The following is a 25,437-nucleotide window of genomic DNA, read 5'->3' on the forward strand; positions in this document are numbered from 1 at the left end:
CCTGGCGAGTGGTCCCGGTTCCTGTCCGGCCTCAAGGCGGGTCGCTTCGGCACCTGAGCCCGAAGCGAGCTCGTTTCCCTCGCTCAGCGACCTGTTGACCGTGTGAGCCCTCCCCACCGAGGGCTCACGCGGGGCCAAGTCCTCGGCACCGGCTACGTCGTGCCCTTCCGGCTGCTGTCGTGAGTGGCCGTTACGCGTCCGGGGGCGATCCCCTGACGGCGGACGGGTCGCTGTGGCGGAAGCGGATTAGTTCACGGCGGCGGGGGTGAAGGTGACTTCGGTGGTGTCGACGGTGCCTGCGGTGCGGCCGGGGGCGGTCTGGAACTTCCAGTAGAGGTTGGTGTGCGCGATCACCTGGTCGGGGGAGGGCGCGCCGTACGCGGTGAGGTCCTCGGTGGTGTGCGCGTCCCCGACCAGGGTCACGTCGTACCCGCGGACCAGGGCGCCGTGCAGGGTCGAGCGGACGCACGCGTCGGTCTGGGCGCCGGTGACGACGAGCCGGCCGACCCCACGCTCGGCGAGCACGGCTTCCAGCTCGGTGTCCTCGAAGGAGTCGCCGTAGAGCTTGTGCACGAGGGGCTCCGCGTCGGCGCGCACCAGCTCGGGCACGTACTGCCACTCTTCGCTGCCCTGCTTGAGACCGTCGTCGGAGTGCTGCACCCAGATCACCGGCACGTCCTCGGCGCGCGCCTTGTCGATCAGCGTGTTGATGTTGGCGATCACGCCGTCGCGGTGCGGCGCACCGGCCATCACGCCGTTCTGGACGTCGATGACCAGCAACGCAGTGTTCGGCCGCTCGGGCAGAGTCGTCATAGGGGAGCCTCCTGTGTCGGCACGGTCGTGTGCCGCTCACAGTAGAAGCCGGCACCGACAATGCGACCTCGTACGGGCCCAGGCATCGGACACCGCGCTGCTCCTGTGCTCGCAGGTCTGACCGTGGCTGCAGTGAGCATGGTGGGGCAGGTGGTGGAAACCGGGACTACCACGGCACCTGGCATTCGCGGCCACGGCTGGGCGGCGGAGTGGTGGTCCGGCTCAGGCGGGAGTTCCGTGACTCATAGCAAGGGTGCTCGGGTGATCGAGATGTACTGATCGCGGGCATGTACTCGGGATATCCGTTTGCGGTGGCGGCCGGTTCGGAAGGGGAAGGGGGCCGCGGGGAGGAGGGCGGCGGTGGGCGAGGTGGCGACGCTGGCCGTACGAGGGCTCTGCGGCGGCCTGCTGGTCATGGCCTTCGCCCTGGTCGGTGAGATCGTCAGTCCGAAGCGGTTCGCCGGGATCTTCGCCGCCGGGCCTGCCGTGGCGCTCGCGGGGATGGCCGTGACCCTGGTCACCCTCGGCCCGGCGGACGTCGCGAAGGCGGCGTACGGGATGATCATCGGAGCGGTGGCGCTGGTCGCCTACTGCGCCTCGGCGGTGTCGCTGGTGCGGCGGCTGGGAGCGGTCGCGGGGACCGTGCTCGCGGTGCTGGTCTGGGCGGCCGTCGCGGGCCTCGGCTGGGTGCTGCTCGGATGAACGGCCGAGCGGGGAGCACTACGACGGGGCGAAGGCGGCGTGGACGCGGGCCGGGTGCGAGCGGGATGGGCCGGCGAGGATGAACAGGCCCGGGGGCATTCGCATTCGGCCTGGGAAGATCCGCGAGGTCTCGCCGGTAGGGCTCGCCCTGCGGTTCGCCTTCGGCCTGGCCGTCTCCGTCGTCGCCGGCCTGGTGGGCACCGTCTGGGGCGAGCAGGCGGGCGGGGTCTTCCTCGCCTTCCCCGCGGTGATGGCGGCGACGCTGACGCTGATCGAGGACGAAGAACGCAGTCGCGTCCCGGTCGTGCAGGACGCCCGCGGGGCGGTGCTCGGCGCGGTCGGCATGATCGCTTTCGCCGCCTGCGTCTGGTTGCTCGTCCTTCTCATCCCCGCGCCGCTGGCGATGGTGGTCGCGACCGTCGTCTGGGGTGCCGTCTCCATCGCCCTTTATCTGATCGTCCATAACCGTCGCGCGAGTCGCTGAGCGGGGCGGCGGCGTACGGGGAGCGTTCGTGAGGCGGTCCGGGACGGACGAACCAGGACGCGGATGGGGGTGGTGCGCTGGAAATCGCCTGGAGATCGTGTACGGGGCGGCCGGGCTGGGGTGGCAGGGGAGGGGTCCTGGGATAGGGGACCTGATAACAGATTAGGGGTGGCCGGCGGTGAATGTTATTCCGTCGTTCCGCCAGATCACCGGAATGACGATTGTGAAAACCCTCGGAAAACGACGAACGCGGCCGGAGAATGATTCTCCGGCCGCTGGCCGCCGTTCAGCCGCTGAGAGGGGCGATCAGGCCCAGGGAGGCCCGGACTGGGTCTGAGCCGGGGTCACTGTGAGGTTCGAGGTCGGAGCGATCGAGCTAGGAGAGCCGTCGGCTTGCGCCATGCCGGCGATGGTGACGCTCGCCCCGAAGGCGACGGTGGTGACGATGGCGATCCGGATGGCGGCGGACTTCAGGTTCTTCGTCATTTCGGCGGCCCTTCTCAGTGGCTCCGGTTCGCTTCCCGGTGCCGTTTCCCTGCTGGCAATTACGAAGGTATGAGGGGGCGCTATCCGGACGTTATCGACCGGCTTCCGTCTCACCACCGAAAAGTTAGGGGTGGACGATAGGGGCTATCGGCGTTCCGCTCGTGGACGATAGGCGCGGGTCCGGGAGGCGATGGTGCGCGCTCCACGACACGCCCCTGGGCCAGGAGGGCGGTGGACTCGCCGCAGGTCAGGCGGTGTCCAGCGGATGTGCAGCCGTGTGACCGATGGTCGTGCCCCCCATCCTGGGCGCTTTTCCCTGTCGCGCGCGTGGACGTACTCCGCACCGGGTGGGCGCGGGAGCCGGATAAGGAGCATCGATAGGGAGGCCGGACCGGTCGGACGCCGTAGGCGGCGCTGGCATCGCCGTACCACGACCCGCCGATCCGGCGCCGATCACCTCCAGCACGTGGCCGGAGTGTGGAGCCGCGCCCGGTGAACGTATGCGGTCACCGAACTACGACTGTCACCAACCTAATGACCCGGTACAACCAGGCGGGAAGCGTGACGCTCGGGGGAGCCGGGTTCCGTTGCCTTTCTCGGGGCTCCGGGGCCGCTCGTCCGGGTTTGTGGTTCTGCGAGCTGTACCCCGCTGGGGCAGCGCTTCGGGGGACCGGGCCGCGCCCCGGTCCCCCGAAGTGGTCCCACCGGGGTAACGGGCCCGGCGGGACGTGATCGCGTGGTCGTGCTATCCGGCCGAGAAGCCGCTGAACAGCAGGGCGGCCAGGACGAGGGCGACCACGACGTTGACGACGGTGGCCGCGGCGAACACGCCCACCGGACGCCAGCCGGCGTCCTTGAGGGAGGCGACCCGGAACTCCAGGCCGATGCTGACGAAGGCCAGGATGAGGAACCAGGTGCGCAGGTCGTTGGCGACGCCGATGACGGCCTTGCCCTCGGCGGCCGGCACGGTGGTGAGCCACCAGGTCGCGATGACCGAGGCGGCCACGAAGCCGAGGACGAACTTCGGGAAGCGCCGCCACAGCTCGGCCACACTCGGCCGGGGGCTGCCGGCGGTGCGTTCGACGCGGAAGGCGAACCAGGCGGTCAGCGCGACGACCACGACGCCGATGAGAGCGTTCTGCGTGACCTTCACGATGGTGGCGATGGCCAGCGCGTTCTCGCCGACGAGGGTGCCTGCGGCGGTGACCGCGGCGGTGGTGTCGATGTTGCCGCCGATCCAGGCGCCGGCCACCTCAGGGCTGAGCCCCAGGGCGGAGGCGAGCGCGGGCAGGATGAAGATGGACGGCAGCGCGAAGGCGATCACCAGGCTGGCGCTGTAGGCGAGCTGCTCGCGTCTGGCCTGGACGGCCCCGGCGGCGGCGATGGCGGCGCTGACCCCGCAGATCGACACCGCGGCCGACAGCAGCGCCCGGAGCCTGTCGTCCAGGCCGAGCTTTCCGCCCAGCCACCAGGTGAACAGGAAGACCGTGCTGATCAGCACGATGGCCTGCACGATGGCCGGTCCGGCCGCCGTCACGATCAGTTTGAGGTTGATCGACGCGCCGAGCAGGACCAGGCCGGTCTTGATGAAGAACTCGGTGCGGAACCCCCCGGACAGCCGGTCGCGTACCCCGGCCGCGGTGAGCACGGCGTTGCCCAGCAGGCCGAGGATGATCGCGTAGACCGGGAACTCGATCGCCTTGGCCAGACCGGACCCGGCGAACCAGGCGGCGACGTTCTTGTCCAGAAGGCGGGTGGCCGCGCCGAGCAGCAGCACGACCAGCACGCCGGCGACCGGCCAGTGCCAGGCGGCGGGGGTACGGGACTCGGCCCGGGTGCTCTGTTCGGTGCTCATCTAGGGCACCAGCCCGGTGGGGATGACGCCGGTGATGACCAGCACGAGGAGCACGAGGCCGACGATGGTCGCCGCCCAGTCCTCGTTGAGGGCGGTACGGCTTTCGCCACTGGTGGGAGGTTCCTGCGTGCTCATGACGTGGCCTCCGGCGATCGCAGCGCGCTCATGGGGGGTGCCTTTCCGCGGCCGGTGGGCCGCCTTCGGGAGTGAGGCCGTCACTCACAGCCACGTCCTAAGGTTCTGGCAGATTAACCTATAAGTCAATAGGTAATACATGGAATACTGTGCGTCGCCAGGGACGCCCCCCGTGCCCGCTCGGCCCGCCGCGGCCGGCTTCCGTCCCTCCGCACAGGGGGCCCAGTACGAGATGTGCGACCTCTCGCCGGGCGCGTGCCGTGATGCTTTCATCACGGCGGTCCGCCCGGCGAGTGCATTTACTGGGAAAACAACAGCCGCCGTCGTTGTATTGTCATTCCAATATTGCCCGGGGCGTGACCGAGTCGTTAGGATCTCTCGGGTGTGCGGTCGTAGCTGGACGGGTGCGGTCGAGCGGCGTGCGGGTTTGCCCGCCACCGAGGTGTCGTCCGCTGCCTTTCCAGCCGGCGCCACGCCATTGACCGGAGTCAATCGTGTTTCCTCGCCTACCGGGCTTTGACCCGGTGAATATCGCGCCGCGCTCGCGCGGAAGCAGCTTTACGGTGGTGCCCGCCCGCATTTTCCGGCCCCGCCGCCCTCGCTGCGCCCGGGCGGGAATGGGCGGCCGGGCGTGACCCGGCCCGCTACCCTGTGCGTGATCTCCCGCGTGCCGCGGGCCCGCGGTGGCCGAGAACGCCGACGTCCGGCGGGCGCCGGTCGTACGGGACGACGACCCCGAAGCGCTGATCGGACCACCGCGCGACCGCGACCGCCGCCACCGGCCCGCCGCCCAGGTGCGCACGGACGCCGCGAGCCCGCCCAGGTGGGGCGAGGCGGCCCGGCGACCGTGGGCGATCTGGTCGGAGGCCATGCTCGGCAGCGAACTGCCGGCGATGGACGGTCGCCCGGCGGGGCGTCCGGACGGTGGCGGCGCGGCACGGTGAGGCGGCGGCCGCCCGGTGGAAGGGACGTGACATGTGGGTCCTCGGACTCAACGCGCCGCCGATGGGCTGGCACGACGTGGCCGCCTGCCTGGTCGACGGCGACGGGGTGGTCCACGCGATGGTCGAACAGGAGCGCGCCGGCCGCGCCAAGCACGGGTTGCGCGAGCATCCCGCGCGGGCGGCCCAGGCGTGCCTGGACATCGCGGGCATCACTCCGGCGGACGTGGACGTCGTCGCGGTGGGCTGGGACATGCCGCGGCACGCCACGCGCACCGATTTCGCCCTCGACCCGCCCGTGCCCGGCCGTGCCTGGCGGTTCGGTGACTCCCGTGACCTGCTGACCAACGGGCTCGGCTGGCGGGTGGACGCCCTGCGCCACCCCGAGGTGGTCTTCGTCCAGCACCACCTGGCCCACGCCTGCGCGTCCTTCTACGCCTCCGGCCACGCCGAGGCGGCCGTGCTGGTGGTGGACGGCAACGGCGACGACGAGAGCATCTCGATCTACGACGCCCGCCACGGCCGCATGCTGGTGCGCCGCGAGCGCTGGCCGCTTCCGCACTCGCTCGGCTACATGTACGACGCCGTCTCCACCATCCTCGGGATGACCTTCCTGGAGGCCGGCAAGACCATGGGCCTCGCGGCGTACGGCAAGGCCCGCGGCGTCGAGCCGTGGCCGATCTTCGACGTGCGGGCCGGCGGGTTCGACCCGCCCTTCGACCTGCCGCCGTACGCTCTGCACCGGCAGGTCATCGACGCCTGGTGGGCGCACTTCGCCCGGCTCGGCTTCCGCCCGCCGCGCGGCGGATCGTTCGGCTTGGACGCGGAGCCGGACGCCGTCCGGCTGGCCTGGAGCGCCCAGGCGAGCCTGCAGGAGGTCATGGCGCTGCTCGCCCGGCGGGCCAGAGACCTCACCGGGCACGACGCTTTGTGCCTGTCCGGCGGCGTCGCGCTCAACTGCTCCGCCAACGGGTTGCTGCCCCCGCCGGTGTACGTCCCGCCGGTGCCGCACGACGCCGGCGTCTCCCTTGGCGCGGCGTGGGCGGTCGTGCCCCCGCCCCGGCCCCGCGCGCCGCTCAGCCCGTATCTGGGCCGCCGGCTGCCGGCCCGCGAGATCGATCGGGCGCTCGGACGGCACGGGCTCGCGGCGGTGGACGCCACGCCCGGCGGCATCGCGCGGCGGCTGCTGGAGGGGCGCATCGGCGCGGTGGTGACCGGGCGGGCCGAGGTCGGGCCGCGCGCGCTGTGCCATCGGTCGATCATCGCGGCGGCGACGGACGAGCACATGCGCGACCGGGTCAACAGCGCCAAGGGCCGCGAGCCGTGGCGTCCGCTCGGCCCGGTGGGCCTGCCCGAGAGCGAGGGCCGCCACTGGGAGGCCAGCACCCTGCATCGCTACATGGTGGGGGCGAGCCTGATGACCGATCTCGGCGCCAAGGAGGTCCCGGCCGCCGTCCATGTGGACGGCACCGCCCGCCCGCAGGTCATCAACCGGGAGGACGGTGTCATGTGGGACGTCCTTGAGCGGTTCAAGGCCGAGGGCGCCCCGCCGGTGGCGATCAACACCTCGTTCAACCAGCGGGGTGAGCCGATCGTCGACGACGCCGAGGGCGCGCTGCGCTCCGCGCGGGCGATCGGCCTGGACTTCGTCGTGCTCGAAGACCGCCTGGCCGACCTGCGCGACCGCTGATCATGCCGTGACCGGTCCGGTCACGGCCGCTCCTCCAGTTCCGCCGCCCGCTCGTACAGGCGGGCGGCCTGCAGCGGCTGGTTGTTGCGGTTGTGCAGTTCGGCCGCGCGGCGCAGATCACCGGCCTGCTCCAGTGCCCACGCCTCCTCCTGCCAGCCCGGGCGGTTGATCGACGTGGGCGTGTTCGCGCCGCGGCGGGTCCTGAACGGCCGGGGCGGGGTGAACCTGGGGAGGAACGACGACCTGCGCGCCGTCTGCCGTTCGCCGCCGCCGGTCTCCGGCATGAGCTCGTGGTCCACCAGGCGCAGCGTCCGCTCCACCCCGGGGGGAAGCTGCACGTCGATCTCGGGCGGCTCGCCGGCCCACAGGTACCACGCGGGGACGGCCTGCGACAGCGCGAAGGCGTGGCCGCCGGTGGCGGTCAGCACGATGGCGTCGCCGCCGAGCGCGGGGAACAGCTCGCGCCGCGCCGCCGGGGGCAGCAGGGGCCGCAGGCGGTGACCGAGGGGCAGGTAGAGCTGGCCGGGGCCGAGGCAGTGCAGGGGCTCGCCGACCGGCAGGTCCTCCAGCAGCCCGCCGGGCGCAATCAGCAGGTGCCGGTCGCGGCCTCGCACCAGGCGCGCGGTCTCGGCGAGCGTCCGGCCCTCCAGCACCAGGGGAAGACAGGCCAGCGCCTCGTCGCTCAGCAGCACCGCGTCGACCCGCTGCCCGTGGCCCCGGGCGGGCACCACGGTCACCTCGGGCGGTTCGGGCAGGGTGTCCGGCCATTCGGCGCCGGGGTCCATCGGCGTGAGCGGCACGTCGCGGCCGAGCCGTACGAACGCGGTGCCCGGCAGGCGCTCGCCGTGCGCGGTGAGCCGGGCGCACCCGTGCCCGCCGGTGGCGAGCACCCACACGCCGTGGTCCACCAGCGCGGCGAGCGCGCGGTCGGGCAGCGGCGACGCCTGCCGGTGCTGCACCAGCAGGTCGTCCGCGGCGCGGCGGCACACCAGGACGAACGGGTCCCGTTCCAGCGCGGCGATCAGCGAGGGCGGTACGTCCCCCGGGGCGGCCGCAAGGTCCACCGCGTACGCCGGGCGGGCCGGGCCGTCGGCGAACAGCGGAGTCAGCTCCACCCGCTGATAGGCGACGGTCAGTCGCAGGTCGAGGGCCCGGCGGATCAGGTCGGCCAGCCGCGTGCCGGACGCCAGCACGGTCACCTGGGCGACGGCGGCGGGCGGTGTCGCGGTCAGTCCCGCCGTGCGCACGACCTCGGCGAGCGGCACCGGGGCGAGCGAGGCCCGCTCGGGCCCGGTGCCCCGCGCCGGAGCCTCGCCCCAGCCCCGGTCGCGCACGAGCAGGCCGTCGTGCTCGGCGTACAGCGCGCCGCCGCAGCTCGGCACCGAGTCCCTGGCGGCCCGCAGGGACAGGTGGACCGGCAGCCACCAGGCGCCCTCGCCGCGCAGGCAGCGCGCCGTGCCGAGCTCCTCGGCGCGGTGCACCTGCCCGGCGTACACCAGGGCCGCGCTCGCGGTGGAGAACCGCGCGTAGAACGGCGGCGAGTCGCCGGCCCGGGGCGAGCCGTCGCCGTCGCCATCGCCCAAGGAGGCGGAACCGGGGAAGGGGATCGTCATACCCGCCACCATTCCTCCATCACGGCGGAACCTGTCCGTTCCCCCTGCACGGGATCGGGGAGCACGAGTGAGGTGCGCAGGACGCGCCGCGCCCATTCGGCCCAGCGTTCCCGGGCCTCGGGCCGCCCGCCGGTCACCGCGGCCGCGAAGATCAACGCCACCTGGTCGAACCGGCCGGCCAGCTCGGCGACGGTGACCGCCCAGCGTTCCAGGTCGCGATGCGGGAACGGCACACCGTCGGCGTCGGCCAGCTCGGCGCACGCCCGTGCCAGCGCGGGCAGCACCAGAGCGGCCGGGCGTCCCTCGGCCAGGTCGCAGCGGGCCAGCACCAGCGCACGCCGCGAGTCGCCCGCGTCGTCGCGCACGACCTCGCGGGCGCGGGCGGGCAGGTCCAGGTGGTGGACGAGCAGCCAGCCGGCGATCTCGTCCTCCCCGGCTTCGGCGTAGTCGTCCACGGCCTCGTCGATGCGGCCGATCCGCTCGTGCAGGGCGGCCGCGCGCAGCGGTATGCCGGCCCGCCGGTAGCAGCGCGCCGCGTCCGCCCAGTGCCCGGCCTGCTCGTAACAGGTGGCGGCCTGCCGGTAGAGCACCGCGTCAGCCATCGCGACTCCGGTCGCGCTCGTGTTCGGCCTCTCCGGTCGCATGCGTCCGCCGGATCGGGGCGGGCGCCGTGCCCGGCGGGACCTCGTCGATCCGCGCGTCGCGCTCCACCACGCCGGCGATCTCGGCGCTGACGCGGTCGTGCGTCTCGTCGTGCCCGGCCTCCCGCGGCCCGGTGGAGACGTCGTCCACCTGGAAGAACTCGACCTGACCCGTGGCGGGGTCGTACCGGAAGCGCACCTTGACCCGCACCGTCAGACCTCCAGCTCGAACTCGATGTCCAGCACGCCGCCGTCGCTCTCGGAGCAGGTGATGCCGGTCGCGCGGCGGGTGCGCGCGTAGGCCAGGATCGCGTCGCGGTACGCCTCGGCCAGCGCCCGGTGGAACAGCGCGCGTCCCTCGGCCCCGATGACGGCCAGCACGCGCGCCGCCTGCTCGTCGAGCCGCCGCCCGCGGGCGCCGCGTACGGCGTCCAGCGAGTCACGGGCCCGGCGGCGCGCCTCCTCGGCCACCCCCGCGCCCGCCTGCTCCTCGGCCCGGCGTCGCCGCTGCTCGCGGACCTGCTCCGCCTGCCGGTCCAGCTCCTCCTCGGCGGCCCGGCCGGCCTGCGCGGTGGCGTCGCGCCGGGTGATCCCGCCCCAGCCGTCGTCGTAGTAGGTGCCCGTGCCGGTGACGTCCAGCACGTCGTCGAGCTCGGCACGGACGGTGGCGGTGGCCGTGCCGGTGGCCCGCACCCGCTCGCTGACCCGGGCCGTGATCTCCAGCTCGCGCGTCGCCGGATCGTAGGAGATCGTCCCGCCGTCCAGCGGGTGCCGGAAGACGCCGTCGTCGTCCTCCTCCCAGCCCGGCGTGCGGGCCAGCACGCGGGCCAGCGCCGCCAGGGTGGGCGCGCCGACCGACGCGGCCAGCCGTTCGCCGACCCTGGCCTCGCCCACGGCCTCGCCGGTCAGCTCGACGGCCCGGCGCACCTCGTGGTCCCACGACTCGGCCAGCCGCCGGGTCGCCCGCACCTGGATCCTGCGCGGGTTGCACATCAGCCCAGCCACCTCTCCGGGTCGAGCTCTCTTAGCTTGGTCAGCAGCGCGGCCTGCTCCTGTTCGATCTCGCTCAGCAGCTCGCGCTCGGCCGGATGGTGGCGGCGGGCCTCGTTGGCGAGCCGCTTGTTGTCCTGGGCGAGCTGCCGCAGCTCGGCCCCGGTGCCGGCCAGCTCGCGCAGCCGGGCGATCTCCCGCAGGTCCAGCCGGACCAGCAGCGGGTCCCGGGCGCCGCTGCGCGGGTCGTCCACCGGCACGCCGTGGTCGGCGATGATCCTGCGCAGCGTGGCCTCGTCCCGCGGGTCGGTCCACAGGTGCACCAGCCGGGCGAGGTCGGCCTCGTCGGCCGCCGTCCTGCCCCGCAGCAGCGCCGAGGCGGCGAACACCTTCTGCGCCTTGACCGCCCTGCGGTCGGAGAAGGTCACGCCCTCGGCGCGCAGCGCCCGCAGGATCTTGCCGTACGCCGGGCGGACCGGCGACAGGTCGACGGCGGCCACGGCCTGCTGCAGCTCGGTGAGCTCGGTCTCGTGCAGCGGCACCAGGTCGCGGTCGAGCGGTCCGTCGCCATCGGCTGATTTGTTCGCTCTGATGCGGGCCTGCTCGTCCCGCCAGCCCTGGTCCAGCACGTCGTCCAGGTCGTCGTCGCCCACGTAGTCGACCGTGCAGCGCAGCAGGAACCGGTCACTGAACGCCGCGAGCTCGGGGTCGTCGGGGATGTCGTTGGCCGAGCCGACCAGTGTGACCAGCGGGCTGCGCATCACGGTCTGCCCGGCGTGGAAGGTGCGCTCGTTGATCAGGCTGAGCAGGGTGTTCAGGATGGCCGAGCTGCCCCGGAACACCTCGTCCAGATGGGCGATGCGCGCTTCGGGCAGCATGCCCCTGGTATTGATCTTGTAGGTGCTGTTGTTCTGGAACTCCTTGACGTCGATCGAGCCGAAGATCTCGGCGGGCTCGGTGAACCGGGTGAGCAGATAGCTGAACGGCTCGGTCTCCAGCAGGCGGCAGAACCGCTCCAGCAGCCGCGACTTGGCGGTGCCCGGCGGGCCGATGAGCAGCACGTGCTCGCCGCACATGGCGCCGAGCGCGAGGACGTCCACGGCCTCGTCCCGGTCGACGAAGACGTCCTTGACGTCGCGGAGACGGCCCGCGAGGGCCAGCCCGAGCTGTTGGGGGGTTCGGCTCACTCGTCCTCCTGGGCAGCGCCGCGGCCGGAGTCGTCCGGCACCGTCAGCTCCGTGAAGATCGGCGGCGGCCGGTGCCCCCGCGCGTGTGCGTGCTCCGGCCGCTGCGCGCGGGGGCCGCCGTCCTGCGAACGCGTGTGGTCGCCCCGTACGCCGGCGCCGTCGCGGACCAGCGCGAGGTAGCCGGTGGTCTCGGCGGGCCGGCCCACCGGGCGGCGCTGGTCGATCTCCCGCTGCTGCTGCGCCAGGCGCAGCGCGCCGATCAGCTCGCCCAGCCGCCGCGGGCTCGGCCTCGCCTCCGGCCCGCCCACCAGCTCGTCCGCCCGCGCGTCCCGGAAGATGGACCTGATCTCGTCGCCGTTCATGCCCTCGGTCACCCGGGCGATCATCCGGAACAGCTCGTCGCCGGGCTGCTCGCGCAGGAACGCCTCGGCGTGCACCCGGGCGATCGCCTCCCTGGCCTCCTCGTCCGGCAGGTCGATCTTGATGGCCCGGAACCGGCTCGGCCGCAGCAGCGCGTCGTCGATGATGTCGATGCGGTTGGTCGTGCCGATGATGAGCACCGGCACCTCCGGCCGGAACCCGTCCAGCTCGGTCAGCAACTGGGCCACCACCGCGTTGCCCGCGCGGCTGCCGCCGTCCTCGCGGCCGGTCCGCTTGGCGGCGATCGAGTCGAACTCGTCGAACACCAGCACCGACGGCGCGTTCCTGCGCGCCTCGGCGAACAGCTCGCGGACCTTGCGCTCGCTCTCCCCGACGTACATGTCGGTGACCTCGGGACCCGAGACGACCATGATCGTCGCGTCCAGCTCGGTCGCCACGGCCTTGGCGAACAGCGTCTTGCCGGTGCCGGGCGGCCCGTGGAAGATGAACCCGCGCGGCACCAGGTCCTGGCGCACCTGCTCGGGCAGGTCGGCGAGCCCCGCCGCGCCCGAGATGATGGTCAGGGCGCGCGTCAGCTCGTCCTTGACCGGCTGGTAGCCGCCGATCCTGCGGAACGGCACGTTCGGCACCTCGAAGGAGTTGGAGGTGCGCGCCTTGAACAGCGCCAGCTCCTGCAACAGGTCGGTGAAGTGCGGCTGCGCGGGCCGCCCCTGGTGCTCGTGGTAGGCGAACCGCATGCCGTGCCGCAGCCGCACGGCGTTCATGCCGGCGATGTTCTTGTACAGCGAGATCGGGTCGAAGCCGCGGAACAGCTCGGCCTCCTCCCGCCGCACCAGCGCCTGCCCGACCGGCACCCTGCGCCCGTCGGCGGCCAGCACCTCGCGCGGCAGCACGTCCAGCGCCAGGCGCACCGAGAACCGGTCCGCCAGCACCTCCGGCAGCACCAGGGACGGGTCGGTGAACGCCAGCAGCACCCGCGTGCTCCGGTCGTACAGCACGTCGGTCAGCTCGCGCGCCTCCGAGCTGATCGCCGTGTTGTTGCCGCCGGCCAGCAGGTCCAGGTGGGGGATGACGACCAGCCGCTCCTCGTCGGCGTCGTTGACCTCTTTCTCCAGCGCGGCGAGCTGCGCGCTGCGCCGGCCGGCCGAGGGCAGCCCGAGCGGCGACTCCTCGGCCTCGGCCTCGGCCCTGATCACCGTACGGGTGCGGCCCGACTGGTCGACGATCGCGTCGATCAGGTGCTCGACCAGCAGCTTCTCGCACTGGATCAGCGCCGAGAAGCCGCGCCGCAGGTACGAGCCCGCCCGGTCGATCTCGTCCTGGTGGGCGATGAGCACCGCCGCCCGCTCGCCGAGGTTCTCCGGATGCCCGGACGGCTCGGCGCGCTCGCGCTCCGGCCCGCCGGCCGGGGTGGCCACCTCCACCACCAGCTCGGCGGGGGCCGTGGGCGCGGCGTCGCCGCCGGTGTCCGCGGCCGGAGCGAGCGCCGCGAGCGAGACGCCCGGCGGGAGGTACAGCGGAGCGCCGCCGGCGTCGCCGGTGACCGTGAGCCGCAGCGACCGCAGGGTCACCTCCAGGTAGTCCGGGGCGAACGGCGGGTCGAGCAGCAGCGCCGGCGCCTCCTGGAGCAGCCGTCCCAGCGTCCACTCGTCGTTGTGCAGCAGGCTCAGGTCTTCGAAGCGCTGCGGGTCGGCGCTCACGAACCGGAAATGCGGGCGTCGCGACACCATCAGCGGGCACCTCCCGTCCAGTCGCGATAACGGCGCACCAGCCCGAGCGCGGGCTCGTGGCCGCGCGCGACCGGCCGCGTCCTGCGCAGGTCCACCCGGCCGGCCGGCGCCCAGTAGTCCGCCGTGGCCCTCATCTGCGCGCTCGGCGCCCCGTACCAGCGCAGGGCCCGCCCGATCTGCTCGTCCCAGCGCCGGGCGTGCCGCAGCCGCGCCATGGTGTAGACGTCCCGCACCAGGTCGAGCCGGCCGTGCCGCAGCCACTGGTTCAGCAGGTACGCCCGCCAGGCCAGCACGGCGGCGTCCGGGCTGCACGACGCCAGCCCCGCGACCAGCACCTCGCGCCCGCGCGGACGCTCCAGCAGCAGCTCCGCCGTCCGCTCGGCGTCCCGGCCCTCGGCGGAGTCGGGGTCGCCGGACGGGTGGTGCAGCAGCGCGGTCAGCGGCGAGGCGCGCAGCAACCGCTCGGTGAGCCGGCCGTCGCCCTGACCTTCGCCCAGCGGCGCGAGCGCGGGAGCGACCACCGCGTGCCGGGCCAGCGCGTCCGCCGGGCCGGTCCGCCCGCCGAGCGAGGTGGCGATCAGCACCGCCTGGTCGCGCTGGTCGCGCCCGCCGATCGCCGCCGCCAGCAGCACCGCGCCGACCCCGACCGGCGAGCGGTCGCCGAACGGCGGATCGCCCGCGCCGTGCAGCGCGACACTCCTGCGGGTGATCTCCCGCAGCCGGTCCAGCGCCGCGGAGGGCGGGGCGGCCAGTGCCGACGCCTGCCACAGCGTGCCGTTGGGTAGCGACCCCGCCGGGCGGGCCACCCAGTCCAGCACCCGCTGCGCCGTCTCGACCGCCCCCATCAGGGCGCCGTCCAGTACGGGGCCGGCGCCATGCCGCCGTCCGACCTGCGGTAGAAACGCAGCACCCGGCGGTCCCCCGAGATGTTGACCAGGGCCGCGACCTGCCAGGGACGCTGGAACGTCGTCCGGTGCAGCCGCACGTCCACCGAGGACAGGCCGAGGCCGCCCCCGGGTGCGAACAGGTGGGTGTGGTACCAGCCGACGAGCTGCTCGCCCTCGCGGCGCGCGGCCAGCGACTCCCCGACCCGCAGGAAACTCTCCCCGGTGAAGGTGAAGCTCAGCATGGAGGCCCCGGTGCGCTGCGCGGGGATGATCGCGGTCAGCTCGATCAGGTGCCGTTCCGGCCCCGAGATGTCCCGGAAGACCCGCCCGGCCAGGAAGCCGCCCTCCTCCACCTCCGACGAGAACGGATGCGTCGCCACGAACGACTCGTACAGGCTCTGCGGGAGCACCACCGAGACCGGCGCGGCCGGCGCCGGCCCGTCGCCGGGGACGTCGGCGCCCAGCTCGGCCAGCGTGCGCAGCGGTGGGTCCGGCGGGGGCAGCTCCTCGAGCTGGAAGACGCGGCCGCGCGGGTGCGCCCCGACCTCGATCTGCACGCCGTGCTCCATTTGCGGCGCCGGCCGCACCAGCGGGCCGCGTTCGAAGTTCGGCCCGTGCAGCCCGAACCCCCAGCGCCGCTCGTCCGGCGCGAGCTCGGCGAGCGTGTCCCGCAGGGCACGGCCCAGCAGCTCGCTCACCGGGTGCGGATGCTGGTACAGCACCTCGCCGTCCAGCTTGACCCGCACCTGCACGTGCCCGTACCGGGGGCGCAGGTTGGCGATGGAGAACTCCCCGGTGGTCTCGAACGACCCCGACGGGCTCGGCTCCCGTTCCGGCAGGAACAGCAGCTGGATGCGCGCCCCGCTCAGCGTCTGGTCGAGCTGGCTCTCGAAGAAGCGCCGCAGCACCGGCTCCAGTGGCACCCGGCCGGCCGGCACCAGGTCGGCGCCGCGGAACAACTCCACCTCATAGCTCATGCGTCCCCGGCCCCGAGCCACTCGATGACGTTCACGTAGCTGCCCCGGCGCTGCGGCCGGGCGTGCGCGTCGGTGCCGCCGATCTCCCTGATCCGCCGGCGGCCCTCCTCGGACTCCACCCACGCGGCGGCCTCCCCGTCGTAGAAGTCGACGCCGCCGTCGGGCTTCCACACGCTGTAGTTGCGGTAGGCCGCGATCTCGCGCAGCATCGCGCACAGGTCGCCGAAGTCCAGCGACGCGTCGTACGACTCGTCCAGCGCCCCGAGGCACACCAGCCCGGCGGCCTGACGGTTCTCCCGCATCCGCGGGCCGTCGTAGTTCGGCCAGACGTTGGGATGGTAGAAGGGCGTCATCCAGAACACCTTCGGCGCGACCACCGGGAACTCCGGGCCCAGCATGATCACCACCACGTGCTCGCTGATCCGGACCGGCTCGCCGCCCGGTGTGGCGGGCGGTCCGAAGCTCGGCTGGGTGAACTCCAGGCGGTACTCCGTGGGGGCGAGCGGCGAGTCGCCCAGCACCCGCACGTCGGGGTGGGCCGCCCCGTAGTCCAGGAGCTGGTTCTTCACCCGGAACAGCGCGTCCTCGCGGACCACCGGGTGCACCGCGGCGGCGACCGCGTGGAAGCCGACCCGCAGCTCGTCGCCGTCGCGCACCCCCTCGTCGTGCAGGGTGCCGTCCGGATCCAGCCGCCGTCCCGAGCCGTCCGGGTTGACGTGGTCCACGACGGTCGGCCGCTTCGCGCCCGGGAAGTTCGGCCCGTACGCGCCCACGACCTCGGCCGCGACGTGCCCCACCGTCTGCTGCGCCGGCGCGTCCGAGATGCGGAACCGGCGGCCGTCCGGGCCCTCGATGTAGATCTGCCGGAACAGGTAGTCGGGCGCGCCGGGCGGGACGACCGTCCAGCCGAAGTCGGTGCGGTCGAGGATGCCGCGCACCATGACGGTGTCGGCGGTGTCGATGCGGAACGACACCGACGAGGGGGTGGACCACACTTCGGCGGGGGACAGGCCCGCCGCCTCCAGCAGATTGCGGGCCGCCGTCCGCTCCTCCTCGGTGTCCGCCCGGAAGATCACATGACAGGTGGGGCGGTCCTCCCGCCCGGCCTGCGGCTCCCGCTGTGCGCCGGGGCGCGTACCCTGCTCCGCCCCGGGGTGTTCGGCCCGCTGTGCTCGTTCGGCCTGCCGGGCCTGGTCGTGCTGACCGCCGTGTACGCGCTGCCCGCTCGGTTCGGGCCGTCCGGCCTGCTCGGGGTGCCCGGGATGGACGGTGCCCGCCTGCCGGGACGGTTCGGCGGGCACGGTCAGGTACCGGTCTTGCAGGGCCAGCAGCGCCGAATTGCTGGTGTACACCCGCAGCGCGTGCTCCAGCAGCCGGCGGTACCCGGCGGGCGCGATACCGTTGTGGATCTCCCGGAAGATGTCGTTCCAGGCGACCTCCGGGGTGTCGTTGAACGGCGGGCGGCGCTGGGCGGGGAAGTCGATGGCGTCCAGGATCGGATCGGCCCGGCTCGCGGTGTTGTAGATCCGGGCGAGCGTGGAGAGCAGGTCGGCCCGGTCTGCGGGGGTCAGCCGGATGTCCTCCGGCGCTCCGCCGCTGCCGCCCGGCTCGTCCCGCGGGCCTAACCGCGACTCAAACGCACACATCGGTGCTCTCCCTGGGGTCCGCGTACCGGCAGGATCTCCTCTGGTGCGACGCCCAGTGCCCGCAGCCGGTTGCCCGGCGCCGCCTCGCGCAGGCGCACGCTCGTCACCGGCCGCACCAGCGCCCCGCACCCCCCGCACCGGTCGGCCCCACCGGCGACGCTTCGCCCGCAGACACGGCAGTGCGCGGCCAGCGGGAACTCCGCCCACGTCTCCGGCTCGTCGCCCGGCGACAGCTCGGCCAGCAGCTCGGCCACCGTGGCCGCCGCGGACGCGCGGACCCGCTCCGGCGGCCCCTGCCACGGATGGTGGTACGGGCAGGCCGGATCCCGGGTGAGCTCCACCGGCGCGCTCCGGCCGCCGAGGTCGGCCGACAGCACCCGCCATCCGGGCGGGCGGCCCATCAGCACACCGAGCAGCGCCGCGGTCGCCCAGGCCCCGGCCAGCGCCGTGGCGGCGATGCTGGACGGCTCCGGACCGGTGTCCCGCGGCTCGGCGCAACTCCACGGCAGGTCGCTGTGCGAGCGCTGGTGCTCGGTCAGCGCGCACGCGTGGCAGGGCTCCTCCGCCGACAGGCGCACGCGCACCTCGCAGCCCCACGGCTGCGTCCCCGCGTCCACCAGCGGCGCGCCGACCAGCGCGCAGCGGCCGAGCAACTGCATCCGGGCGCGCACCGTGTCCACACAGCCCGCCACCGCCGCCGCGTCCGCCAGCTCGCCGAGGCCCGCTCCGCTCACCAGCGGCGCGACCCTGGCGTCCACCTCGACGTCCGGGGCCAGCCTGCGCAGCGCCGCGGCCGCCGCCCGGGCCTTGGGACGTCCGAGGTCGCCGGGGGAGAACAGCGTCGTGCGGCTGAGATTGGTCACCGCGACCACGTCCGGATCGCACAGCACCAACCGGCCGACTCCCGCGAGCGCGAGGTTCTTCGCCACCTCGTTGCCGACCGCGCCCACCCCGGCGACCACCACCGTCGCCCGGGCCAGCCGCTGCTGGTCCCACCCCGGGATCAGCCGCTGCCGGTCGTACGCCGTCCCCGGCCCGGCGGCCCGCGTGGCCTCGGCGGCGCCGTCCCGGTCGTATCCGCTCGCCGCGCGGGGCGGCATCGCGGCCGCGAACCGCCGGGTGTACGCCGTCCCCGGTCCGGCGGCCCGCGCCGCCTCGGCGGCGGCGTCCCGGTCGCCCCTGCTCGTCGCGCGGGACGGCCTCGCGGCCGCGAACCGCCGGGTGTACGCCGTCCCGGTCGTGGCTCCAGGCTCAGTCATTTTCGGCCGCCCGTGCCTTGGCGACCGGGCAGATCTCCACCCGGCCGTCCGGCCGCCACCGCTCCCAGCACGACAGCCCGCGCGCGGGGTCGCGGTGCACGGCGGCGCCGCACACCGGCCGCGCCACCTGGCACGGGCAGACCACGACCTGCTCGCCCGGCCGGAAGGTGTGCGCGCAGTAACGGCACTTGGGCGCGGCGGTGCGCAGTCCCGGCCGCGGGATGCGCCAGTCGTCCGCGGCGAGCCGCACCACCGGCACGTTCGCCGGCCACCCGGCCAGCAGCCCATCGGTGAACTCGGCCGCCTCGCCGGACTCCTCGGAGGCGGGCCCGCCCGCGCAGCCCAGGCCCGGCTCCAGGTGCTCGGCCGTGCGCGCGGTCAGGTCGTACCGGACCCGGTCCCCCCGCCGGAACGTGTGCCCGCACGTCCGGCAGACCAGGTGGAACCACCAGTGCGCCGGTACGGTCACCGCCGTGCCGCGCCGCTCGGCGGGCGCGCCGCGCCGGGGCGCGAGACCCGCCGCGAGGCCCAGCGCGAACTCCTCTTGCATGTCGTTCAACCGCACAGCATCTGCTCCATCTCCGGCCCCTCCTCGCCGGGGCCGTTCAGGCTCGCGAGGACCGCTTCGATCTGCTCGGGACGCATGCCGTCACCGAGCACCTCGACCCCGGTCTCGGTGACGGTGATCCGCAGCCGGACCAACCGGCCCTCCGGGTGCTCGGTGTACTCGGCGGGGTCGATCAGGTCGGGCAGGGACGGGACGAACCTGTGCTCGGTCATCTGGGCGGCCTCCTCACGGACGCGGACGAACGGCCCGCCGCGCGCTCCGTCTCCTGCAGGAGAAGGGCCGTGACGAGCGCGGTGAGGTCACCCGTGCCCGGTTCGGGGCGGACCTCGTGGTGGTACGGGCTGAGCGGCCGGGGGCCTGCGGGCTCGGCCGGATGCCGGGTGGTGACCAGGAGCAGAGCCGGCCCGATGGCCTTGTGGTCGACGGGCGCGTGCTGGTGGGTGAGCAGCACGGTGACCCGGGAGGTGTCCGCCGCCGTGGCGAGCGCGGCCCGCAGGGCAGGGCGCGGCGGGCGGAGGGTGCGGCTGGTCCACATGCGCAGCAGCCCTTCCACACCGGTGAGCGGATAGGCCACGTCCGGGTCGGTCAGCGTGATCAGGTGCGGCTGCAACCCGAACTCCCACGAGGCCACCACGAGCGCATGCCCGACCAGCCGCAGCGTCTGCTCGACCGGCCCGAACGTCGGCGGCGTCGTGTCCAGCACGAGGGTGAGCGGGCGGGGGACCGGCGGCTGCGGCGTGGTGTGCCGCCGGTAGAGAAGCTGGCTCTGCAAGGCGCGCAGGTTGAACAGGTCCACCGGCAGCGCCAGATCGGTGTGCAGCAGGTGCGTCGGCCTGCCGTGCCGGACGATGCCGGCGGTGCCGGGCGTATGCCGCGGCGTCCCGCCGTCCGAGCGGCGCGCCCGCCGCTGCGGCAGGTGGGCGTGCGCGGCGAGCAGCCGCAGCCGGCGCTCGGAGAGCGGGGGCAGCGCGGGCGCGTGGTGACCCATGCGCAGCGCGAGCATCGGATCGTCGGCGGACCGCTCCGGCCCGATCAGCGACAGCAGGGTGACCGTCTGCGCGGTGATGGCGTTCGCGGCCCGGTTGAGCCCGTCGAGGTCGGTGTGCGCCGGCGCGGCCTGCCGAGCCGGGCCGGTGGCCATCGCCCTGCCCAGCGCGTCCGCCAGGCCCGGAGTGGCCTCGGACGGCGGGGTGAACACCGGGTCGTGGCCGAGCGGAGCGGCCAGCAGCGCGGCGAACGCCGCCCGCGCCGCCTCCGGCCAGGACAGGCCGCGCAGCCGGACGATGCCCGGATGGGACGCGAACGCAGCGAGCCGCTCGTCGTGTAATCGTCCGGAGCCTCCGCCGGTCAGGGTGACCAGGTCGTCGACCAGGCCGAGCGGCGGCCACAACCCGCCCTCGCCGAGCCGCAGCAACGCCCGCCCGGCCATGCCCACATCCCCGGCCGGAGCGGACGCCGGGGCCGATGGCGTGGCCGCGCCCACCGGAGGCCTCACCACGAGCTCGTAGCGCCGAGCGCCCCGCTCATGCGTGGCCCACAGCTCCACCCGGCCCCCCGGGTGGACCACCCAGCTCACCGACAGCAGGGGGCCCGCACCAGTGGCCCGCCAGTCCAGCAGGTCGCCCGTACGGCCGTCGTGGAAGTGCAGGGTGCCCACGGCATCCCCGGTGACCAGCAGCAACCGCCTGTCCGGGAGCGGTATCCAGGTGATCGCGGTGACCGCGCCGGTGGTGTGCGAACCGAGTTCCTTCACCTGCCGCCCTTGCCTGTCCCAGACGCGCACGACGCCGATGCTGTCGCCGCTCGCCACCAGCGCGAGCCCGTCCCCGCGCACGATGTAGCCGATCGCGGTGACCGTGACGGAGTGCCGGCCCGCGGCGGATCGCCACTGGTGGCTCTCATCCTCCCGCGTCATGACGCCGCCGAATGCGCTCCCGGTCGCCATCCATATGCGCGCCTGGTCGACCACCGCCCATGCGGCCGCCGTGGGAGTCCTGGCCGAGACGTTCTCGGCGGCGATGGCGAGGGTCCTGAACGCGGCCGGTTCCACCTGAGCCACCATGCCTGAGCTCTTCGCGGCGGCTAGGGCGTGCCGTTCGTGCTCCTCCACCACCCACGTCACCTGCCGGGTGGGACGTTGCTCGACGGGTGCGTAGGGGTCCTTCGCGAGGCTGAGACGGTCACCCGTCTCCGCGTTCCAGACGCCCACCTGACCGTCGGGCGCGGCCGTGGCGAGCAGCAGTTGCCCGGCCGCGTCCAGATGCCCGGCGACCGACCTCACAGGTTTCTCGTGTCCCTGGAGACGGCAGACCACACGTCCGGTCTCCTGTTCCATGACGAGCACGCGGCCGTCTGTGAGAGGAACCGCGAGCAGATCGGCCGGCAGCGGAAAGACCAACGCACCGAACGGCGCGCCCAATGATCTCTCGACCGGAACGGGGAGGTCGCTCAGTTGCCGGGGGACACGCAGTTCGAGGTCGTGCAGTTCGAGGTGCCGGATCGGTGGTACAGCTCCGCCGCCCACGTCCCCAGGCTCTTCTCCGGCCGCGCCCCCCGGTGCGGAGGTGGCGGATTCGGCCGGGACAGAAGGACGAGATGGAGCCGGTCCCGGCGGGCCGCCGGGCGGTGTGGTCATGCCGCCGGGACCGGCAGAGGCGGTCGCAGGTGCGGGAGGGGGAGGCGTGACGTCTCTTGGCGGCCCGCTGAGTGGGGTGCTCGGGTCGGCGGGGCCGGGCGGGGTGGTCGCCGGTGGCGTGGGCCCGCCGGGGGGAGAGGTGGGTGCGGGGGCGGCGGCGGGGAGCACGGTGAAGACGTCGAGGCCGCCGGCGGCGCCGCCGGTGATGACGCGGAGCCGGCCGTCGCGGGTGTGCCCGATGGCGACCGCGTGCAGGATGCCACCCCGGTGGGTGCTCTCGGCGAGCCGCGCGCCGCTGTATCCATCCCAGACCCGGACGATTCCGTCGTACCCGCAGGAGGCGAGCAGCGGCCGTCCGTTGGGCAGCATCGTCCACGCCACGCCCGAGGCCTCCATCGAGTGGCCCTTGAGCGTGTGGCGCAGCTCGCCGGTGCGCGGGTCCCAGATCCGGACGTCGCCGTCGTTGGCGGCGGTGGCCAGCAGAAGGTTGCCGTGCGGCAGGTTGACGAACGCCAGGTGCGATACCCAGGCGCCGTGCTGCAGGGTGTGGAGTGCATCCGGCAGTGCATCAGGGCCGTTCATCTGCCACACCCGCGCCGTCCCGTCCGCGCTCCCGCTGGCCAGCAGGTCGTTGCCGCTCATGGCCAGGCTCAGCACCCAGTCGCGGTGCCCCCTGAGCTCACCGTTGCCGACGGACCTGAGCCAGGGATTCGGCGGCGCTATCAGCCCAGGCCAGGTGTCGCCGTCGTCATGCGGAGCCAGCGTGGTGACACTGATGGCCTCGGTCAACCCGGCGGCGGCGAGCAGGTGGCGGGGCCGGTGCGCCGTCTCCAGCAGCCCGCCCGCCTTGAGCACGCGGTCGCACTGTCGTGCCAGTTCCCTGGTCGGCGGCTGCTCGCCACGCTCGACCCGGTCGAGTTCGCCGGCCTCGTGGACCACCAACAGCGCGGCGAGTTGCTGGAGAGAGAGCCCGCGATCGGTGCGCCGCCGCCGGAGCGCGGCGCCGAACCGCACCCGGTCGATGAGTGGCGGGGACATGGCCACCGCCCGGATCTGGAATCCCAGGTCCCCCCCATAAGGCGTGCGGGCAGGCGGCCGATGTGTCCTGGGTCCGGACGTCGCCACCAGGAACTGGGCGGCGAGGTCGCGTCCGAAGATGGTCTCGGCGGCCGAGCCGTCGTCGATGCCGAGGTTGAGCACCGCCGGCTCGGTGCCGTCGGCGATCAGCAGCAGGTCGGTGCCCTCGGCCCGCGTCCAGCGCGCGGCCGAGGTCGCCAGGCCCCACGACCCGATCACTTCTCCGGTCGCCATGTCCAGCACATGGACCTCCGCGCCGTCGGCGCACACCACGGCGGGGCGGCCGTCGCGCAGGACGGTGTAGTCGAGACTGCGGACGGCGCCGGTCTGCGGCAGCCAGGTCTCGACATCGGCGAGGGCGATGCCGCCGCCGGGCGGGATGGGCGCGGCGGCGGGCATGCCGGAACGGCCGGCGGAGCGGGCGTGGGCGGTGGCCCAGGCACGCAGGAGCGTGTCGGTCACGGGCCTCCCTCCCAGCGCCCCGGCACCGGGGTGCCGCACGCGGGGCAGGCGCCGCGGACCAGACAGTTGTCCAGCGTCTCCCAGATCCCGCGATCGACCAGCGTGCCCCCGCAGGCCGGACACGTCGTCCGCCGCCCGTCCACGCCGAGCGCCCGCTCCACGTACACGAACCGCAGGCCCGCCCGGTGCCCGATCTCGCGCGCCTGCGCCAGCGCGGCGGGCGGCGTCGGGGCCTCGGCGCGCATCCGGAAGTCGGGAGTGAACCGCAGCAGGTGCCAGGGCAGGTCGGGGGAGATCGCGGCCAGGTGCCGGGCGATGGTCGTGAGCTGGTCCGGCGCGGCCGACACCCCGGGGATGAGCGGCGTGCTCGCCTCGACCCAGACGCCGGCCGCGTGGAACCGGGCGACCGCGTCCAGCACCGGTTCGAGCGGCGCCCCGGTCAGTTCCCGGTGCCGGGCGGATTCGGCGGCCTTGACGTCGATGTTCACCGCGGTCAGCACCGGGGCGACCAGGTCGATCGCCTCGGCGGTGAGGAAGCCGTTGGTCTTCCACACGATCGGCAGGCCGTGGTCGGCGAGCGCCAGGGTCAGCTCGGGGGCGAGGCCCGGCTCGCTGTAGGACAGCCCGAGCAGCGCGCCGTCCGCCCTCGCCCGCTCCGCGAGCTCCGCCAGGCCGGCGGACCCCGCGGGGGAGCCGGTCCACGGCGCGCTGGTCTCGCGGCCGTACTGGGACAGGCGGTGGTTGACGCAGTAGGAGCAGGAGAAGGTGCAGCCGGGCGCGGCGAGCGTGAGCACCTTCGCGCCGGGCCACAGGTGGTAGAACGGTTTGCGTTCGACGGCGTCCAGGTGCGCGACCGCCACCGCGTACGTCGCGGTCTCCAGCACGCCCGAGTGGTTCCTGCGCACCTGGCACGGCCCGGTGCGTCCTTCGGCGAGCGAGCAGGCGAACGGGCACAGCCGGCACCGCACCCTGCCGCCGGCCATCGCCTCGCCCAGCACCCCCGCCCGCCACCCCGGCCTGCTCGCACCCGTCCGGGCCATGTCAGCCGCTCCCGGACAGGACGATCAGGTCGGCGAGCATGCCCGCGCACTCCGGGTCGGCGCGGGCGACGTCCTCGGCGGCCTGCCGGGCGGCAGGGGCCAGCTCGGGGGTGTCCAGCAGTTCCTCGTACAGCCGCCGGGTGAACAGCACGGCGCAGGCGTCGTCCAGCGGGCCGCGGTGCGCGATGACGACCTCGGCCACGTCCAGGAAGCGCGCCGCCACGGCCGCACCCTCGCAGGACTGCAGGATCAGGCCCGCCATCTTGACCTGGTCGGTGTCGCGGTAACGGGCGAGGGCGCCGGCCACCTCGCTGGCCTCGACCCGCTGGCCGTCGCCGATCCGCGTCTCGAAGTACAGGTGCGTCCCGTCGCCGTGCGTGGACAGGTGCAGCAGGTCGGGGCGCTCCCGCAGCACCGCCCGCAGGTCGGCGAGCTCGGCGGCCAGCACGGCGGACACCTCCAGGTGGCCGAGGCGCGCGGCGGCGCGGATCTCCCGCAGCTCGCGGTCGGCCCGCAGCGGGTCGTCCTCGTCCGGGCTCGCGCCGACGAGCAGCACCCGGCGCAGCCGTCCGGCCGAGAAGGCGCCGTTGGCGGGGAAGTCGCGGTGCGCCCTGGCCAGCAGCCTGCGCCGTCCGCCGGGCAGCGCCCCGTTGGCCAGCGCGCGGGACACCTCGGCCCAGAAGTCGCCGGAGTTCAGTGTGGTGCTCGGGATCAGCGCGTCTGGGAAGCCCGCGTGCCAGAGCAGCTTGTCGGCCCGCATCGTGGGGTACGCGGCGGCGAACGCGGCCAGTTCGTTCTCGCTCAACCGGTCGGTCATCGGGCGTCCCGCCGGCAGGCGCTCATCGGGCCCGCCTCACCGTGTTCCGGCAGGTCGGGAAGCGGCAGTCGGGGCATCTGCTTCCTTGCGGGAGGTCGGCGACGTTGAGTGATCACATTCTCACTCATCGGACCATCGTTTTCTGGTGATTATCCGGAAACGAAGCCCTATCTACTTTGTGCTCACGGGCCGGTGCGGGGCAGTCGGGTCGGTGAGGGCCGTGTGACGGCGAGCCATCAGAGAGCGCGGGTCGGCTGGGGTTAACGAGAGTTTCACATGGCGTTCGGGGACTCTGGACGGGGCCGATCGGTGTCCGATCATGTGGAGAGCGAGGCCAGTTGGGTCGTCTGCCGGGTTAAGGGCGATATGTAATGAATGTCAGCGCCTTGAGTAATGGAAAGCTGACATTTCATGACGTGTC

Annotated in this window: 23 protein-coding genes; 4 read left to right on the top strand and 19 right to left on the bottom strand. The window is 73.8% G+C overall.

What is annotated here, in order from left to right; all coding sequences use genetic code 11:
• Nucleotides 1-246 precede the first annotated feature (246 nt).
• Nucleotides 247-813: a cysteine hydrolase family protein gene (locus IEY93_RS21720; protein ID WP_189164929.1), complete on the bottom strand. Its 567-nt coding sequence runs from the start codon at nt 811-813 to the stop codon at nt 247-249.
• 360 nt (nt 814-1,173) lie between these two features.
• Here IEY93_RS21720 and IEY93_RS21725 point away from each other — a divergent pair, with 360 nt between their 5' ends.
• On the top strand, nt 1,174-1,515 hold the full coding sequence (locus IEY93_RS21725) for a DUF3147 family protein (RefSeq protein ID WP_189164930.1): 342 nt from the start codon (nt 1,174-1,176) through the stop codon (nt 1,513-1,515).
• A gap of 79 nt (nt 1,516-1,594) precedes the next feature.
• A complete protein-coding gene (locus tag IEY93_RS21730; RefSeq protein ID WP_189164931.1) occupies nt 1,595-1,999 on the top strand; it encodes a DUF3147 family protein in 405 nt (134 codons plus the stop codon).
• Nucleotides 2,000-2,305: 306 nt separating this feature from the next.
• On the opposite strand, the gene IEY93_RS38450 is transcribed toward IEY93_RS21730, so the two are convergent.
• From IEY93_RS38450 to IEY93_RS39410, 3 genes are all read right to left on the bottom strand, one after another.
• Nucleotides 2,306-2,485, bottom strand: a complete 180-nt coding sequence (locus tag IEY93_RS38450) for a hypothetical protein (RefSeq protein WP_229691344.1) — start codon at nt 2,483-2,485, stop codon at nt 2,306-2,308.
• Nucleotides 2,486-3,230: 745 nt separating this feature from the next.
• Complete coding sequence (locus IEY93_RS21740) at nt 3,231-4,340, bottom strand: YeiH family protein (RefSeq protein WP_189164933.1); 1,110 nt, start codon at nt 4,338-4,340, stop codon at nt 3,231-3,233.
• A complete protein-coding gene (locus IEY93_RS39410) occupies nt 4,341-4,475 on the bottom strand; it encodes a hypothetical protein (protein ID WP_268241574.1) in 135 nt (44 codons plus the stop codon).
• A 683-nt stretch (nt 4,476-5,158) separates the two neighbouring features.
• On the opposite strand from IEY93_RS39410, the gene IEY93_RS21745 reads away from it, so the two are divergent.
• Entirely contained in the window at nt 5,159-5,419 is a 261-nt protein-coding gene (locus tag IEY93_RS21745) for a hypothetical protein (RefSeq protein WP_189164934.1), read from the top strand.
• A 31-nt stretch (nt 5,420-5,450) separates the two neighbouring features.
• A complete protein-coding gene (locus IEY93_RS21750) occupies nt 5,451-7,106 on the top strand; it encodes a carbamoyltransferase C-terminal domain-containing protein (RefSeq protein WP_189164935.1) in 1,656 nt (551 codons plus the stop codon).
• Nucleotides 7,107-7,126: 20 nt separating this feature from the next.
• Here the strand turns inward: IEY93_RS21750 and IEY93_RS21755 are convergent, their stop codons facing one another.
• From IEY93_RS21755 to IEY93_RS21825, 15 genes are read right to left on the bottom strand one after another with little or no spacing between them, the layout of a single operon-like run.
• Nucleotides 7,127-8,719 (bottom strand): DUF8588 domain-containing protein, encoded by a 1,593-nt coding sequence (locus IEY93_RS21755; RefSeq protein WP_189164936.1) that lies wholly within the window; start codon nt 8,717-8,719, stop codon nt 7,127-7,129.
• A complete protein-coding gene (locus tag IEY93_RS21760; protein ID WP_189164937.1) occupies nt 8,716-9,321 on the bottom strand; it encodes a hypothetical protein in 606 nt (201 codons plus the stop codon). Before IEY93_RS21760 ends, IEY93_RS21755 begins: the two co-directional genes overlap by 4 nt.
• Entirely contained in the window at nt 9,314-9,571 is a 258-nt protein-coding gene (locus tag IEY93_RS21765; RefSeq protein ID WP_189164938.1) for a hypothetical protein, read from the bottom strand. Before IEY93_RS21765 ends, IEY93_RS21760 begins: the two co-directional genes overlap by 8 nt.
• 2 nt (nt 9,572-9,573) lie before the next feature.
• The gene (locus IEY93_RS21770; protein WP_189164939.1) at nt 9,574-10,353 is read right to left on the bottom strand and encodes a molecular chaperone DnaJ; all 780 of its coding nucleotides are present in this window, start codon (nt 10,351-10,353) and stop codon (nt 9,574-9,576) included.
• On the bottom strand, nt 10,353-11,537 hold the full coding sequence (locus IEY93_RS21775; protein ID WP_203968453.1) for an AAA family ATPase: 1,185 nt from the start codon (nt 11,535-11,537) through the stop codon (nt 10,353-10,355). Before IEY93_RS21775 ends, IEY93_RS21770 begins: the two co-directional genes overlap by 1 nt.
• A complete protein-coding gene (locus IEY93_RS21780; RefSeq protein WP_189164940.1) occupies nt 11,534-13,648 on the bottom strand; it encodes an ATP-binding protein in 2,115 nt (704 codons plus the stop codon). Before IEY93_RS21780 ends, IEY93_RS21775 begins: the two co-directional genes overlap by 4 nt.
• Complete coding sequence (locus tag IEY93_RS21785; protein ID WP_189164941.1) at nt 13,648-14,493, bottom strand: hypothetical protein; 846 nt, start codon at nt 14,491-14,493, stop codon at nt 13,648-13,650. The genes IEY93_RS21780 and IEY93_RS21785 overlap by 1 nt, the downstream gene beginning before the upstream one ends.
• Nucleotides 14,493-15,512 carry a JAB N-terminal domain-containing protein gene (locus IEY93_RS21790; protein ID WP_189164942.1) on the bottom strand — a complete coding sequence of 340 codons (1,020 nt, stop codon included), beginning with the start codon at nt 15,510-15,512 and terminating at the stop codon, nt 14,493-14,495. The genes IEY93_RS21785 and IEY93_RS21790 overlap by 1 nt, the downstream gene beginning before the upstream one ends.
• The gene (locus IEY93_RS21795) at nt 15,509-17,158 is read right to left on the bottom strand and encodes an effector-associated domain EAD1-containing protein (protein ID WP_189164943.1); all 1,650 of its coding nucleotides are present in this window, start codon (nt 17,156-17,158) and stop codon (nt 15,509-15,511) included. Before IEY93_RS21795 ends, IEY93_RS21790 begins: the two co-directional genes overlap by 4 nt.
• Nucleotides 17,134-18,417 (bottom strand): ThiF family adenylyltransferase, encoded by a 1,284-nt coding sequence (locus IEY93_RS21800; protein ID WP_203968454.1) that lies wholly within the window; start codon nt 18,415-18,417, stop codon nt 17,134-17,136. The genes IEY93_RS21795 and IEY93_RS21800 overlap by 25 nt, the downstream gene beginning before the upstream one ends.
• Complete coding sequence (locus IEY93_RS21805) at nt 18,410-18,976, bottom strand: hypothetical protein (protein ID WP_189164944.1); 567 nt, start codon at nt 18,974-18,976, stop codon at nt 18,410-18,412. Before IEY93_RS21805 ends, IEY93_RS21800 begins: the two co-directional genes overlap by 8 nt.
• Complete coding sequence (locus IEY93_RS21810) at nt 18,973-19,197, bottom strand: radical SAM-modified peptide, FtsH ternary system-associated (protein WP_189164945.1); 225 nt, start codon at nt 19,195-19,197, stop codon at nt 18,973-18,975. Before IEY93_RS21810 ends, IEY93_RS21805 begins: the two co-directional genes overlap by 4 nt.
• Nucleotides 19,194-23,159: a helix-turn-helix domain-containing protein gene (locus tag IEY93_RS21815; RefSeq protein WP_189164946.1), complete on the bottom strand. Its 3,966-nt coding sequence runs from the start codon at nt 23,157-23,159 to the stop codon at nt 19,194-19,196. The genes IEY93_RS21810 and IEY93_RS21815 overlap by 4 nt, the downstream gene beginning before the upstream one ends.
• Nucleotides 23,156-24,199, bottom strand: a complete 1,044-nt coding sequence (locus IEY93_RS21820; protein WP_189164947.1) for a radical SAM protein — start codon at nt 24,197-24,199, stop codon at nt 23,156-23,158. The genes IEY93_RS21815 and IEY93_RS21820 overlap by 4 nt, the downstream gene beginning before the upstream one ends.
• Nucleotide 24,200: 1 nt before the next feature.
• Entirely contained in the window at nt 24,201-25,016 is an 816-nt protein-coding gene (locus IEY93_RS21825) for a CHAT domain-containing protein (RefSeq protein WP_189164948.1), read from the bottom strand.
• Nucleotides 25,017-25,437 lie beyond the last annotated feature (421 nt).

Origin of the sequence: Sphaerisporangium melleum, from assembly GCF_014646695.1 — a bacterium.
Lineage (GTDB): Bacteria > Actinomycetota > Actinomycetes > Streptosporangiales > Streptosporangiaceae > Sphaerisporangium > Sphaerisporangium melleum.